This window comes from Schleiferilactobacillus harbinensis DSM 16991, from assembly GCF_000425885.1.
GTDB classification, from domain to species: domain Bacteria; phylum Bacillota; class Bacilli; order Lactobacillales; family Lactobacillaceae; genus Schleiferilactobacillus; species Schleiferilactobacillus harbinensis.
Genome location: NZ_AUEH01000013.1, coordinates 51,288 through 65,760, shown reverse-complemented (window position 1 = coordinate 65,760; position 14,473 = coordinate 51,288). Strand labels below are relative to the sequence as shown.

The 14,473-nt window shown below is 55.5% G+C and carries 11 protein-coding genes and 1 pseudogene; 3 read left to right on the top strand and 9 right to left on the bottom strand.

The window, feature by feature from the left end; all coding sequences use genetic code 11:
• The 7 genes from H627_RS20460 to H627_RS0105670 all read right to left on the bottom strand — a co-directional run.
• Window positions 1–224 (bottom strand): helix-turn-helix domain-containing protein (locus H627_RS20460; RefSeq protein ID WP_027828160.1); only part of this gene is annotated, 224 nt, incomplete at its 3' end.
• Between the two features lie 120 nt (window positions 225–344).
• The gene (locus H627_RS0105695; RefSeq protein WP_027828159.1) at window positions 345–2,021 is read right to left on the bottom strand and encodes an ABC transporter ATP-binding protein; all 1,677 of its coding nucleotides are present in this window, start codon (window positions 2,019–2,021) and stop codon (window positions 345–347) included.
• Between the two features lie 82 nt (window positions 2,022–2,103).
• The gene (locus tag H627_RS0105690) at window positions 2,104–3,531 is read right to left on the bottom strand and encodes an MFS transporter (protein WP_027828158.1); all 1,428 of its coding nucleotides are present in this window, start codon (window positions 3,529–3,531) and stop codon (window positions 2,104–2,106) included.
• Between the two features lie 123 nt (window positions 3,532–3,654).
• A complete protein-coding gene (locus tag H627_RS0105685) occupies window positions 3,655–3,897 on the bottom strand; it encodes a hypothetical protein (RefSeq protein WP_027828157.1) in 243 nt (80 codons plus the stop codon).
• Between the two features lie 205 nt (window positions 3,898–4,102).
• Window positions 4,103–6,106 carry a PTS fructose transporter subunit IIABC gene (locus H627_RS0105680; protein ID WP_027828156.1) on the bottom strand — a complete coding sequence of 668 codons (2,004 nt, stop codon included), beginning with the start codon at window positions 6,104–6,106 and terminating at the stop codon, window positions 4,103–4,105.
• Window positions 6,107–6,123: 17 nt separating this feature from the next.
• Entirely contained in the window at window positions 6,124–7,038 is a 915-nt protein-coding gene (gene pfkB, locus H627_RS0105675) for a 1-phosphofructokinase (RefSeq protein WP_027828155.1), read from the bottom strand.
• The gene (locus tag H627_RS0105670; RefSeq protein WP_027828154.1) at window positions 7,035–7,799 is read right to left on the bottom strand and encodes a DeoR/GlpR family DNA-binding transcription regulator; all 765 of its coding nucleotides are present in this window, start codon (window positions 7,797–7,799) and stop codon (window positions 7,035–7,037) included. The genes pfkB and H627_RS0105670 overlap by 4 nt, the downstream gene beginning before the upstream one ends.
• A gap of 318 nt (window positions 7,800–8,117) precedes the next feature.
• Here H627_RS0105670 and H627_RS0105665 point away from each other — a divergent pair, with 318 nt between their 5' ends.
• Complete coding sequence (locus tag H627_RS0105665; RefSeq protein ID WP_027828153.1) at window positions 8,118–9,698, top strand: IS1096 element passenger TnpR family protein; 1,581 nt, start codon at window positions 8,118–8,120, stop codon at window positions 9,696–9,698.
• 55 nt (window positions 9,699–9,753) lie between these two features.
• Here the strand turns inward: H627_RS0105665 and H627_RS0105660 are convergent, their stop codons facing one another.
• Window positions 9,754–11,781, bottom strand: a complete 2,028-nt coding sequence (locus H627_RS0105660; protein WP_027828152.1) for a beta-galactosidase — start codon at window positions 11,779–11,781, stop codon at window positions 9,754–9,756.
• A 120-nt stretch (window positions 11,782–11,901) separates the two neighbouring features.
• Here H627_RS0105660 and H627_RS0105655 point away from each other — a divergent pair, with 120 nt between their 5' ends.
• Window positions 11,902–12,702 carry an AraC family transcriptional regulator gene (locus H627_RS0105655; RefSeq protein ID WP_027828151.1) on the top strand — a complete coding sequence of 267 codons (801 nt, stop codon included), beginning with the start codon at window positions 11,902–11,904 and terminating at the stop codon, window positions 12,700–12,702.
• Window positions 12,703–12,744: 42 nt separating this feature from the next.
• Here H627_RS0105655 and H627_RS0105650 read toward each other — a convergent pair whose 3' ends face one another.
• On the bottom strand, window positions 12,745–13,914 hold the full coding sequence (locus H627_RS0105650) for an ROK family protein (protein WP_027828150.1): 1,170 nt from the start codon (window positions 13,912–13,914) through the stop codon (window positions 12,745–12,747).
• Between the two features lie 127 nt (window positions 13,915–14,041).
• Here H627_RS0105650 and H627_RS17185 point away from each other — a divergent pair.
• Window positions 14,042–14,455 (top strand): annotated as a pseudogene (locus tag H627_RS17185) (aldo/keto reductase); the annotation flags it as partial.
• Window positions 14,456–14,473 lie beyond the last annotated feature (18 nt).

The following is a 14,473-nucleotide window of genomic DNA, read 5'->3' as shown; positions in this document are numbered from 1 at the left end:
TCGCTGGAATACGTCGTGCGCTTACGCTGTTGGCGTCGCGGTGCTCGTTCCTTAGGGACGAGTCCGGCTGCTCCCCATTGTTTATACTTCTGTACCCATTGACTCAATGCTTCCTTGCGCGGCCCTCCGGATCGCTGAACATCCATGAGTGACTGGCCAGACAGTACTCGATTAACGAACTCAATCTTGTCTTCCAAAGAGTAACGGATTCCCTTCCGCCGCATAAAAAAACTCCCTTCTGGGAGAACAGACCTTTGATTATTTGGTCTGTCCACCCTGAAGGGAGTGTACCCCTGTGGTAAGGAAACTGTGTTTTTTTTAAAGACAATTAAGCAGTGTTTAGTTTATAAAAACCCAAGCTGCTGCAGCGCATGCTGGACATCCACACTATCATCCTGTCCAACTGTCACGATCCGTCCTTGGTTAACGACGATAATGTCATCCGCTTTGGCAAAAATTGTCGGATTGTAACGGTGGGTGATCAGCACGAGGCCTTGCTCCGAAGCAAACAGGTCGTCTTCAATCTGAGTGGCGATCCGCGGGTCCAGGCCGCTGGTCAACTCGTCATAGATGGTGAAAATGGGCCCCTTCAACCGGTTCCGCGCCAGCGCCAGCCGCTGCCGTTCACCGCCGGAGATCGCGGTTGACTTGTCGCTGAGCATCCGCTGCAAGGCGTCGGGATTGTTGGCTAATAAGTCTTGCAACCCGGATTGGGCCACGGCCTGGCGGATCTTGTCCGCCGGGATGTCGTGGAACACCGTGACGTTGTCGGCCAAAGTCGCGTTGAACAAGTAGGTGGATTGATCCACATAAGTCAGATGACTGGTGATGTCGCTGAAGCTGACATCCCGCAGATCAATACCATCAATGGTGATCGTGCCGGTGTAACCTTGATAATAACCAAAGAGCTGGCGCATCAAGGTACTCTTGCCGCTGCCGCTTTGGCCGACGATCAAGTATTTTCGATCCGTGGCCAAGTGCAGGCCCACGCCTTGCAGTAATGGCTGGTCATCAACGGTCAGCCCGACCTTGTGGTAGTCAATCGCCTGAATCTGCTGGGGTAGGTGGGCCTTAGGCGTTTCCGGCGCCGCGTCCTGCAGATATTGGGTCACGTTTTTCACCACCGCTCGGCCGCCGTAAAATTGCGACAACATGTCGGCGGCAGAAAACAGCGGGTAGGAAATGAAGACCATCAATTGGGAGAAAGCGACGAGTTCGCCCAGGGTAATGCTGCCCCGAAGGACCAGGTAGCCGCCCAGCAGCCAAGTGCCGATGTACTGGATGTTGTCGAAGAAGTTAAGGAGTTCGCTGATCACTTTGATCACGAATTGATTGTGGATTTCTTTCTTCGCCAACCAAGCGGTGGCATTAGTGAAGAGATTGCCAAACCGGCTGCCGGCAGCGTTGAACTTCACAGTACCAAAACCGTTGATGAAATCTTCCACCCGGTTGTTGTACCCGGTGGAAGCGTCCACGACGGCGGTTTGGGCCGGGCCGGTTTTCTTCTGGGAAAACATGGGTACGAGCATGGACGGGATACATAACAAGATAATGGCCACCGTTACCAGGGGCTTAATGAGAATCGTGCCGGCCAGGGCGAAGACCAGCTGCCAGATCAGATAATACCCGCGCAGCGCTGTACCGTAATAGGTATCTTCAATGACTTCGACTTCTTTGTTGAACTTGGCTAGAAAGAAGCCATGGTCATGGCGGCTGAATTGATTGAGCGAACGGGCCAGGGTGGCTGAGTAGAGGTCATTGCGCAGCATGCGGCTACCGTTGGCCAGCAGGCGGGAACGCTGGAAACTCTGGGCAAAGCTGAGCAGAGCCCGGGCAATAATGTATAGGAGAATGCCGGCACACAGCCAGGCATAGTCAAAATGCTGCTTGCCGGTAACCACGTCCGTGATCACCTGCAAGACCCAGGATAGGCCCACTTCCGAGAGGGCGGCGATGGGAACAATGATCAGGTAAAACAGTAAGCGCAGCGGTTGGCGGCGCATGTAATTGAATGAGTGCATGAAGAATTCCTCCCCGAGTACATACTTCGGTATGGTTAGAATGATACGCGGAGAGGAAAATAATAGCAAGATAACAGCAGAATTAGTTTGTACTTTGCTTCGGTGTTCGCCAAGCGCGCCAAGCCACGACAATCAGAGCAATGAACGAAATCGCAGTGGCGATCCAGAACACCACGGCGAAAGCATGCATAAAATGGGCGCCTAGGGCCGGGGTGATCTGGCGCACACCCGGCAGCTGCAAGAAGAGCAGGGCGGATCCCAGTGAGATGCCCATGGTCATCCCCAGGGTGCGGGAAAAGGAATTAAAGGACCCCGCCACCCCGGTCAATTCCGGCGCCACGACCCCCATGGTGATGGCGTTATTCGGCGTCAAGAACAAGCCCATACCGATCCCGTTCAGGACGATGGGCGGAATGATCCGCCATAAAGTGATGGTGGCGGGGAAGGTGATATAGCCCAGTTGGGAAACCACCAGCACGGCCAGGCCGACCATGGTCAGCTTCGTCCGATCCCAATGGTCAGCGAGCCAGCCCACCAGCGGGGTGATCAAGAGCATCGTAGCGTCCTGTAAAACCATAATCAAGCCGCTGCCCAAGGGGCTCATCCCGCCGAAGCTTTGCAGGTAAAACGGCAACAGAATATTCGATACAGCATTGACCAGCATGGCCAAACCGAGCAGGACGACGGATACAATAAAATTGTGGTTGCGCGCCAGGCTTGGTGCCAGCCAGGGCTTCTTGGCCCGGTCATCCTGTACAAACGCCCACGCCGTCAGTGCCGTCCCGACCACCAAGAGCCCCAATCCCAGGGGCCAGCGGCTTAAGCCGTTCTGGAAAATCGAGCCGCTCAGAAAGAATAGGATAATGCCCAGCGTAAAGAGATTCTGGCCGGTCCAGTTCGCCCCCGCAGTGGCGGTGCGGATATCCTGCCAATGCCAGTGCGGTAACGGTAATACCCGATAACCAATGACCGCGCCGATGATCCCCAGCGGGACATTCAATAGAAAGATCCAGCGCCAGCTGGTAAAGGACATGATCAACCCGCCCAGGGCCGGCCCAGAAATGGACCCCACCGAGACAAACATGGCAATCGCGGCCAGGGCCTCCGCCCGGTTTTGATCACTGAAGTTCTCGGTGACGATGCCCATACTGTTCGCCATGACCATCGCTGCGCCAATGGCCTGAATAAACCGGCCCACCAGCATTGTGACGATATCAAAGGCCACGCCGGTGAGCAGCGAACCAAAAGTGAATAATAACCCGCCGGCGGTGAACACCAAGTTTTTCGACAATAGATCGCCCAAATGACCGAACATCACCAGCAAAATCGTTGTGGTGATCAGCGCCACCTGCACGATCCACGTGGCCGTACTGCTGGCCACGTGCAGATCAATTGCGATCCGCGGCAGGGCCAGATTCGTACTCGAACCCGCCAGCGCCGTTAATAGCGAGAATAACCCCAATACACCGATAATTTGGTACTGCTTCTTCTTACTCGGCACAGCCGCCATCGTACTCAACCCCTTTTTCTGTTAAGCAGAGTTTACGCCGAATAACGAAAAAGAGGGTCGCCGGTGCTTACTGGTGGGATTAAAAAAGCCCCGGCCATTGTGCCGGAGCTAACGAATCTTCACTTACCTGCGAAACCGGAGCCCGTGCTTGGTCAAGTAGACCGCCCCAAACCAGATGACATTGGCGAACACCACGATGGTTAAGCCGGTTACCGTTATTGCGGTGGACTTATCCAACGCCAAGGGGGCGAGCCAGAGAATAACCAGCACAAAGGGCAGCAGTACCATGCCCAACGCTATTTGGACGAACCACTTGGCCAGTACCGGATGGGCCTTTGCGTAATCCTTGCTTTTTTCCTGCAACATTGAAGTACGCCTCTTTTGCTCCGTTGAAAAACGGCTTGTTGAGACCTCGCCATACCAATTGTTTCTTAACTGGCTATAGTTTAACGCCGGAAGCGCGATTATTCACGTACTTTATCTTCCATTTTTATTTGGTGCAGCCAGCATTCTGGGGCACGAAAAAGCCGCCAACCCGCAGGCTGACGACTTTCTCAAATCAATTCAGAAATTATGCTTTGACTTCATCCAGACCATTATCCGGCCGGTTCTTCTTCCACAACCCGAGAATCACGCCGCTAATGACGGATCCGATAACCACGGCCAGCAAGAATTGCAACGGCTTATTGGCCAACAACGAGGCGAAGATCCCACCATGGGGTGCTGGTACGTTGACGCCCATGGCTTGGGTCAGACCGCCGGCAATGGCGGCGCCGATAATGCTGGAGGTAATGATCCGCAGCGGATCAGCGGCAGCGAAGGGAATCGCGCCTTCGGTGATGAAAGACAGACCCAGCAGGTAGTCGGACAGACCAGAAGTCCGTTCGGCGGGGGTCCACTTCTTCGGCCAAATCGTGGTGGCTAAGGCAATCGCCAACGGCGGGACCATCCCACCGGCCATCACGGCAGCCATCCAGCGGCCGTCAGTCTGCTTGGAGGACATGAAGACGCCGATGGAGAAGACGTATGCGGCCTTGTTGAAGGGGCCGCCCATATCGATAGCCATCATCCCGCCGAGAATCGTACCAACCAGAATCGTGTTGGTGGTGCCCATACTTTCCAGGAAGCCGATCAAGGCCAAGTTCAAAGCGGTGAATACCGGGTTAATGATGAAGTACATCATCAGCCCAATGGCCAGTAAGCTCAAAATCGGGAAAATGAAGACTGGCTTCAAACCGTCCAAAGCCTTAGGCAAATTCTTGAACCAGCGCTTCAAGACCAGGATAGTCAGTCCGGCGAGGAACCCGCCGACCAGACCGCCTAGGAACCCGGCTACCCCGTTCTTAGAAGCAATGATGGAGAAACCAGTGTTATTGGCCATCCACCCGGCAACGAACCCAGGCAGCAGAGCGGGCCGATCGCCGATTGCTTCGGCAATATAAGCGGCCAATACGGGTACCAAGAAGTTGAAGGCAGCGTTTCCTAAACTGTTGGTGAAGGTGAAAACGATGGAATTAGCACCAACCCCGGGCAAACGTTCCAGCAGGAACGACAGCGCCATGATGATCCCGCCGCCCACAACGAAGGGTAACATGTTGCTGATACCGTTCATCAGGCTGGCGTAGATCTGGCGGCCCAAGGACTGCTTGTCTTCGTCGTCTGTGCCAGCATCTGCAGCGCTGTCATCACCAGAAGCATGGAAGATCGGCCCGCGTTCAGCCAACGTATCTTCGATCAATTGATGGGGCTTGTTGATACCGTCAATAACCGGGCGGTTGATCAAGTGCTTGCCGGAGAAACGATCCATGGCGACTTTCTTATCTGCTGCGACGATAACGCCGACAGCCCGATCGATGTCGCTGGCCGTCAAACGGTGCTTGATACCTTCGGAACCGTTGGTCTCGACTTTGATGTCGACGCCCATCTTCTTGGCTTCCTGCTTCAAGGCTGCTTCGGCCATATAAGTATGGGCGATCCCAGTGGGACACGCCGTGACTGCGACCACGTAGGGCTTCTTAATATCGGCGGCCGGTTCAGCAGACTTGGCGGCATCAGCTGTGCCGACAGCGGCTTGGGTTGCAGCTGCTTCTTGTTCGTCCTTGGCGTCTTCAGCTTCTTTCTTTGCTTCGGCGTCATTGAACAGACTGATCACTTGGTCCGGGGTGTCGGCTTTCTTCAAGGAAGCGACCAGCGCGGGATTGATCAGCAGGGAGGACAAAGCAGCCAGGGCCTGTAAATGTTCATTGTTGGCGCCGGCCGGGGCGGCAATCATGAAGAACAGGTGCACGGGTTGGCCATCCAGGGCGTTGAAATCAACACCAGCGTTGCTCTTGGCGAACAGGACGGCGGCTTTCTTCACAGAATCAGTCTTAGCGTGGGGCATGGCAATACCGTCGCCGATCCCCGTGGTGGATTCTGCTTCCCGCTGCATAATGTGGGTCTTGTAATCGGCCTTGTCGGTAATCACGCCGACTTGAGCGTAACGGTCGATCATTTCGTCAATGGCGGCCTCTTTTGTCGTGGCCTTGAGGTCCATGATCATCGCATCTTTGATCAATAAATCTTGAATTTTCAAAATGACACTTCCTATCTTTAATTGATCGTTGTGATCTGAATTGTCGGTAATAATGCGTCAATGGCGGAGCGAACGGCGATGTCTTCGGAGAAGGCGGTCGCACTGCCGCAAGCCAAGCCGTAACGGAAGGCTTCCACCGGGTCGTGGTGCTGGGTGTACGTACCGACGAAACCGGCCAGCATGGAATCGCCGGCGCCGACGGAGTTCTTGACCACACCCTTGGGAGCGGCAGAATGATACACATGGTCCGTGGTAATTAAGTAAGCCCCTGCGCCGGCCATGGACACCAGCACATGTTGGGCACCCTGGGCCAGCAGCTCCTGACCGTGGGCAATTAAGTCGGCATCACTCTTGAACGTGGTGTGAAACAGGTCCGCCAATTCATGGTGGTTCGGCTTAACGACTAAAGGATGCTTCGGTAAACTTTCCTGCAACTGTTCGCCGGTAGTGTCGATGGCAAAGTCGGCCCCGACTTGCTGCACGCGGGCGATGATTTCATTGTAGAAATCTTTGTCGAGACTGGCCGGCAGGCTGCCGGAGATGATAACGACATCGCCTTGTTGAATGGCTGCCAACTCGTTGAAGAAACTGGCCTTTTCCGCAGCCGTGATGTGCGGGCCCGCGGCGTTCAGTTCGGTTTCTTCACCGGCCTTGATCTTCACGTTGATCCGCGTCTGGTTGGCGATGCGGGTGAAGTGGTCGTTAATGTGCTTAGCGACCAGCTGTTTCTCCAAAATCTTGCCGACTTCGCCGCCGACGAAACCGAGGGCGGTGTTGGCGACTTGCAGCTGGTTGAGGATCTGAGATACGTTGATGCCTTTGCCGCCAGCCAGCAGGTCGGCTTGGGGCACGCGGTTAACGACGCCAAGGGTCATCTGGTCCAGGTGCAGGACATAATCAATGGCAGGGTTCGCCGTGATCGTATAAATCAATGCTGGGTCAACTCCTTAATATGGGTGAATGAACGAAAATCATGGCGGGCGGACGCGGGGATCGTATCGGTAACGATGCGATCCACTTCGCCGATCCGGGCGAAGGTGACGAGCGCCTGCTGCGTAAACTTGGTGTGATCCGCCAGAACGATGGTTTGCCGGGAAGCATCGATCATCACTTGCTTAATGGTCGCTTCCTCGGGGTCCGGGGTGGTCAGGCCGGTTTTGGCCGAAATCCCGTTGGTCCCGAGGAAAGCAAAGTCGACGTGGATACTGCCCAAGAAGCGGGCGGCTCCGGCCCCGACAATGGCCTTGGTTTCGGCTTTGACCTGACCGGCGGGGATGTAAGCGGCGATGTCCGCATCAGCCAACATGCTGGCGGTCTGCACACTGTTGGTGTACACCGTCAAGTCCTGGCGTTCAGCAAGGTGGGGAATGAGCATGGCGACAGTGGTCCCGGCGTCCAGGAACAGCGCCTGATGGTCCCGCAGGTAGGCACTAGCCACATAATCGGCAATCGCTTGCTTCTCCGTGGGCTGGGCCTGTTCCCGTTGGGCCATGCGCTCATCTTCCACGGCCCGCTGGCGCAATTGCGCGCCGCCATGGATCCGTTCGAGCAGGCCCACTTGGGCCAGCTCGGTCAGATCCCGGCGCACCGTGGATTCTGAGGTATGGGTCCGTCTGACCAGGTCTTGCAGCTGGCAGAATCCGGACTCGTGTAATAATTGCAAGATCAATTCGTGACGTTGATTCGTCAGCATCGGTCGTTCCCCTTTCCCTCACTCAATTGTATAGTGTAATCGTTCCCACTCAGAAAGGCAAGCATAATCTATCAAAAACAGTCAAATACAGTCAGAATGCACGCGGGAATGCGGTTTATACAACGAAATACACATTTGATCATCATCTCTACCGAGGCGGCCAACTGTCGAGAATGCGGTTTTGGCAGTAATTGATGGCTTAAACGGTCAAAAGCCATCATTGGCCTAGACCGAGTCCGCGGGACGCTGACATTGCCCGGCGGCTCTGCTACACTGAACGTTAGAATAATGCGGCGTATGCGCAGGAGGGTATGGCTTATGGCGAAGATAGACAAAGAGTATTTGCAGCTTAAAATGACGTTGGAAAACGCGCATCCGCCAATTTGGCGGCGGGTGGTCATTCCGGGAACATACACCCTGGCCGATTTGCGCCGGGTGATTCAGGCTGTTTTTGATTTGACCTCCTTTGGGCCAGCGGAGAACGCGACCCCTAAGTTCCACCGGCGAGTCAAAGCACCCACTGCAACTGGGCTGACCAGCGAAGTGCTGACGGCCAAATATCCCGAGGATACCACCACCGTTTATTCGGTTATTCATGATTCTCGACAGGCCCAGTTGTTGTTAAAAACGCCGAATGTCAAAAATTGGCGGCTGATGATCACGCTGGAAGATGTTTTATCCGCCGCCGCGATCGCAGATCGGCCGACGCCGCCCTTTGTTAATGGCGGCCGGCAAGCGATGCCTAAGACCCGGGGCGGACGGGATACCCCGTATGATCGCAAACAAATTAATCAGGCTTTAAGCGCGGCCATGGCGCCAGACGCACCGGTTGCCCCCGCCGCCTTGCTGCCCAAGACCAAGCCGTTCGTTCGGCGGACACCGACGCCGGAAAGGGATATCGATATGGCTGAACTGGCGCCCCAGATGGATGCGCTGAACGCTTTGATTTCCGGCCAGTCTTTAACGAAAGAGCAGAGCGAGTCGCTGGCTAATTTCTTGAACCGCCACGATGGCGGAGGCGCCGCGGAGAAACCGGCGGAGGCGCCCCGGGTTGACCAGCAGGATATTGATTTTGCCGTGAGTCATCTGGGCGTTAGAGCGACAGAAGACCGGGCGACTGCGGTCAACACGCTGATTCAAGGGTTTGCTGACGGCGGCTTCACAGATGCCCAGAGCAAAGCAACCGCCGCTGCTTTAATGAAGGATAACAAACTGTTCTTGGATATCGATAAACTCCCCGATGAAGATCACAGTTTAGCCGCCCGGGGGGACACGGCCACGGTATATGCGGGCATTTTGGTGGGGGACATGATGAGCACCTTTCTCACCGCCAAACAGCGCCACACCCTTTTTCAGTGGGCAACAGATTATGTCCGTCAGGAAAATCACCTGGCAATTACTTTTCCAGGCAACTTGACCGCGCTGGCCTGCGGCTTGCGCTTCCTTTACGCGGCGGTGATGCATCCGGACTATCCGCCCAAAGTGCTGGGCCAGTTGAAGGATACGTTCTTGATCATCCTCTGGCACTTGCAGGATCCGTTCCTCGGCGACGAGGCGGAGTCCATGGGCTTGATTCTGAATGACCTGGCCAAAGCGCAAGTGATGAAGCCGGCGCCCTTCATGCAATTGGTGCGGGACGTGACCATGGAAGTTGAACGGCGGGTCGACCCGGCCGACCCCCGCACGATCTTCCGGCGCAAGGCGTGGATGACGACCATGCAGGTATTGTTCATCAGTTTGAACGACGATGATGAGGCCTATGACAAGGCCCAGAACTTCATCTTCGACGCTGTAGATAATTATTATCAGACCATGGGCATCGACTTTCTCGGCGATGACGACGACGGGTACGACGGCGAATGGGAAGAGCCGGACGATGACGATGATGATGATGATTAATTGAGAAAAGGGGCCGCGCAGTAATTTGCGCGGCCCCTTTGGGCAGGCTCAGAATTTATTTCGTTTCTTGAATCACGAGCAGGCCATAAGGGGCGAGTTCGGTGGTCGCCTGCACCGGGCCATCGCCAATCAATGTCAGCATCCCAGCGAAGCGGCTGGTATCGACCGTTTCGGTCTGATTGCCATTATTGATCAGGAAATGCAGGGCATAATCAGGATAGTGGCGGGTGGTTAGTTCCACATCGGCCGGCGTCGTGAAATGATCCAGATGCTTGTCTTGAATCAAGCGGTCAACGAGGACGTCCATCCCGGCGGTATCCAGAACGGTCCCGACGTAGTAGGCTTGGCCGGTCCCGTAGGTGTTGACGGTTACGGCCGGGGTGTTGGCGTAATAGTCGGCACCGCCATAAGCGGCAATCGTTTCAGCCCCTTCCAGGTGAGACACGTTGGCGACGATGCTGCCGCCGGTCTTAGTGTCGCCGAATTGTACCGGGACGGCCGTGTGTGGCGGTAAAGCGTCGATTTCTTCCGCCCACAGGCCGCACAGATCCCGGAACGGGCCGGGATAACCGCCCATGATGACGTTATCGTGTTCATCGTTGATGCCGCTCATGTAGGTGGTGACAAAGGTCCCGCCATTTGCCACATACTGGTGGATGGCGTCGCTGACGCCGGGTTTGACCATGATCAAGACCGGGGCCAGAACGACATCGTAACGGGCCAGCTGGTCGGCGGAGAGATTAGTCGGGATCAGGTCCACGGCGGTGTTTTGCCGGTAGAAGGCCGCATAGTACCGCTTGATCTGGTCGACGTAGGTCAAGGAGACACTGGGGCCGGATGAATATTCCAGGGACCAATAATTGTCCCAGTCGAAGATCAGGCCGACTTTGGCTTGAATCCGGCCGTTCATTAACTGCGGTCCCACCTTGGCCAGTTCGCTGCCCAGGGCCCGGGTCTCGCGGATGATGCGGGTTTCGTCGTGGTCAGCATGGGAAATCACGGCACTGTGGAATTTCTCGGTGCCGCCCCGGCCTTGGCGCAACTGGAAGTATTGAATCGTGTCGGCCCCATGGGCGATGGCTTGGAAGCTCAACGCCCGCATCTGACCCGGCCGTTTCGTCGCATTGTACGCCTGCCAATTTTGCTGGCTGGGGGTTTGCTCCATGAGCATGAACGGTTGGCCGCCTTTTAGACCGCGCATCAGATCATGGCGCATGGCGACTTCACTGTGGGGTGTGTTGTAAGCCGGATAGCTGTCCCAGGACACGATATCCAGTTCCTTCGCCCACTGGAAGTAATCCAGGTCCTTGAAGGTGCCCATCATATTAGTCGTGATCGGCGTATCTGGATCATACTGGCGAATTGCCGCCTTTTCATCCTTCAGATTCTGCAGCAGCGCCTCTGACTGGAATCGGCGCCAGTCGATGCCCATCCCAGAAAGGACAACGTTGTGATCGTGGTTGATGCCGTCGCTCAGCGCGTTGGGCGGGACGATTTCTGACCAATCGTAGAAGGTGTGGCTCCAGAAGTGGGTATACCAAGCATTGTTCAAGGCATCCAGGGTACCGTACTTTTGGCGCAGCCAAACCCGGAAAGCCGCCGCGCAGTTGTCGCAGTAGCAATAACCGCCGTATTCGTTAGAAATATGCCAGCAAACCACGTTTTTCAGATGGCCATAACGTTCCGCCAATTTGCCCGCTAATTTAGCGCCGTAGAAGCGGAAAATCGGTGAACTGGGGCAGGCGTTGTGGCGGCCGCCAAAGCGGGCATGGCGGCCCTCATAATCGGTCCGGGTGACTTTGGGATAGCGGGTCACCAGCCAAGCCGGCAGGGCGGCGGTGGACGTGGCGAGCACGATGTCGAAGTTGGCCCGGGTCAGTGTCTCAACGATGGCGTCTAACGTACTGAAATCATAGGTTTCTTCACTGGGCTGCAGCTGCGCCCAGCTGAAGACATTGATGGTCGCTTCGTTCATGTGCACGTCGGTGAGAATCTGCATATCCTCCGCCCAGATTTCCTTGGGCCACTGCTCGGGGTTATAGTCGCCGCCGAATAGGAATTGTTTAAATGGTGTTTGGGTCATTAGGAATCCTCCATTGCTTAAGTGATGTCTTCATTCTAAGCGCTATCAAACTGGAATGAGAGCGAGAAATTCAGGTAAAAGTATGGTAATTTGAAGATGAGTGAAAAGGAGGCAAGGACGATGCGCCTGGTGTTTACCCATATGAATCAGGATTATCCCTTGTTTTGTGAAAGTATCGGCTACGAATGGCGGCAGGAGGCGATCTTCCGGCCCCAGGGCTATCCGTTTTATCATTGGCTGCAAACCGCCAGCGGCGAGGGTACTGTGACCATCGGCGGGACGACGTATACGCTGCCGGCGGGGGCCGGGATCTTGATTCGCCCTGGCGTGCCCCACAGTTACCGAGGTTCCGGCAATTGGCAGACCGCGTATCTCACCTTTGGCGGGGCGCTGGTGGCGAATTTGGTGACGCCGCTGGGGATGGGCGATTACCGGGTCATTACCGATCTGAGCCAGCCGACCGCGCGTTTTGTGGCGGCACATTACGCGACCCTGGCCAATTCCGCGGTACAGGACCGGGTGATTGCCGAGCTGCTGTTCACCTTTCTGCTCTTGCTGCGGCAGGACGTGGAAATCGGCGCCCGGGGTATGGCGGAAATTGGCATCGTCACGCCGGTACTGCAATATTTGGACGCCCATAGCGGGGAGAAAATTACGAACACCCAGTTGGCGGCCAAAACCGGCTATACGGTGCAGTATTTGACCAGCATCTTCAAACGGTACTATCACCAGACACCGCTGCAATACTTGCAAGAGCTGCGGCTGCGCAAGGCCAAATCGCTGCTGATGACGCACCCGGAGTGGAATGTGTACGAAGTGGCCGAGCAGGTGGGCTTTACGGACAATTCGCAGTTTATTCAGGCGTTCAAGGCGTATACCGGGCAGACGCCGAAGAAGTTCCAGCAGGCGCGCAGCCGGTAAAAAAGCCCCGAGGCGAGGGCCTCGGGGACATGGGCAATAGGATTAATGACGCAAGGTTAATTGGTAGTCGGCAATATCCAGGACATGCCGCAGCAAGAGGGAGCAAGCCCCCAGCAATGTGGCGTAATGCGTGTTCTCCATCAAACTGATGGGCTGCTTGATTTGCAGGCGCTGGGCCGCCATTTGAATCTTCGTCAACAATTCCGGAATCGCCTCAATCAGCGGTGAGTTCAGACAAACCGTTTGCGGCGCCAGTGTGGTGGCGACGTTGAAAATAATCTTGGCAATGGCCTGGGTGAAAGCATGGATCGTGGCCACGGTCGCCGGATCGTGGGCTTGATACAGTGCCACGACCTCGTCCCGGCCCAGGGTATCCAGGTGCTTTAAGGCTTTGATCTGGTCAATGATTGCGTCCTCGGAACAGTAGTCCTCGACTTTTTTCTCCACCACAGCCTGGCCGGTCAGATCATTAGCTGTGAAGAGGAGAGACCGGCCAATTTCTCCGGCCATCCCGCCGGTACCGCGATACAGGCGGTTATCCAAAATGATGCCGGCCCCGATTCCTTTATGAATACTGACGACCAGAATGTTCTGCGTGTCGGTGTGCTGGCCGAAGTCGCGTTCATAGATTGCCGCCAGATTGGCCTCGTTTTCCAGAACCACGGGTACTTGGTATTTTTCAGTGAAGTCGTGGACTAAATCAACGTCCTCCATATCAATGAAGGGGGAATTGATAATGGTTTCCTGGTCCACGATGCCGTGGATCGAAAAGCACAGCCCCAGTAATCCCTGGTCGGTCTGCAAGGTATCGGCGGCTTCGTGAATTGCAGTGTCGATTCGGCTGATGATCTGCTGGATCGTTTCCCCGCGGGTGGGGATGCGGCGGAAAAAGGCGACCCGGCCATCAAAATAATTGGCCATGATGTGGAGGTGGTTGAAGCCGATGTCGAAGCTGAGCAGATAGCCGTGGCGGCCGTTGATCGTGATCAGGACCGGCTTGCGGCCGCCGACATTAGTGGAATCGCCAGCACCGACCATCTGGACATACCCCTGCTCATCCAACTCGTTGTAGAGTGCCGAGACGGTGGACTTGTTCAGGTGCAAAGCCCGGGCCATCGCCACCCGGGAAATGGGCTGTTGGCTGTAAATCATGCTGAGTAAGCGTTTCGTGTTGTTTTCGTGCAAAAGTTCCCGTCCGCGGATGGGGGTCATGGAGATACCTGCTTTCTATCAATCGATTGCTTCGTTGGGTCAGTGAAACTACGAACATTTTCAGTATAGCAAAACACGCCTGCTAATGCTTGGCAGACGTGTTGGTTAGTAATTGGTCAGTTAAGCGAAGATGAATGTGTCCTTAATGCCCTATAGCCCACTGGCGGCGGGACATTTGAGCCACACTGGTTGGCGTACTGATACGCTGCGCAGCCGGACGGATAAAGTGTCGATGGGCAAGTACGATAAGACCGAAGCGGAGGATTATCGTATTGTCCAACGGGTCGCTGAATTGGCGGCCAAGTATCAGGTATCCATGAGCCAGATCGCATTGGCTTGGCAGTGGGCCAAAGGGGTCGCCGCGCCCATCGTCGGGTTGACGAAGGCCGCCCATTTGGAAGAGGCGGCGGGCGCTCTGGCCGTGCATTTAACCCCTGCGGATGTGGATTATTTAGAGGCGCTTTACCTGCCCCATCCCATTGTCGGCGCCCTGAATCAGAATCCGCCGGCGGGGACAGTCTTGATCGATGAGAAAAAGTAGAGGACAGGAAAAATGCTG

Bases quoted from the DNA above. Each gene is read 5' to 3' on its own strand.
- H627_RS0105695 (WP_027828159.1), bottom strand. From the start codon at position 2,021: ATGCACTCATTCAATTACATGCGCCGCCAACCGCTGCGCTTACTGTTT.
- H627_RS0105690 (WP_027828158.1), bottom strand. From the start codon at position 3,531: ATGGCGGCTGTGCCGAGTAAGAAGAAGCAGTACCAAATTATCGGTGTA.
- H627_RS0105685 (WP_027828157.1), bottom strand. From the start codon at position 3,897: ATGTTGCAGGAAAAAAGCAAGGATTACGCAAAGGCCCATCCGGTACTG.
- H627_RS0105670 (WP_027828154.1), bottom strand. From the start codon at position 7,799: ATGCTGACGAATCAACGTCACGAATTGATCTTGCAATTATTACACGAG.
- H627_RS0105665 (WP_027828153.1), top strand. From the start codon at position 8,118: ATGGCGAAGATAGACAAAGAGTATTTGCAGCTTAAAATGACGTTGGAA.
- H627_RS0105660 (WP_027828152.1), bottom strand. From the start codon at position 11,781: ATGACCCAAACACCATTTAAACAATTCCTATTCGGCGGCGACTATAAC.
- H627_RS0105655 (WP_027828151.1), top strand. From the start codon at position 11,902: ATGCGCCTGGTGTTTACCCATATGAATCAGGATTATCCCTTGTTTTGT.
- H627_RS0105650 (WP_027828150.1), bottom strand. From the start codon at position 13,914: ATGACCCCCATCCGCGGACGGGAACTTTTGCACGAAAACAACACGAAA.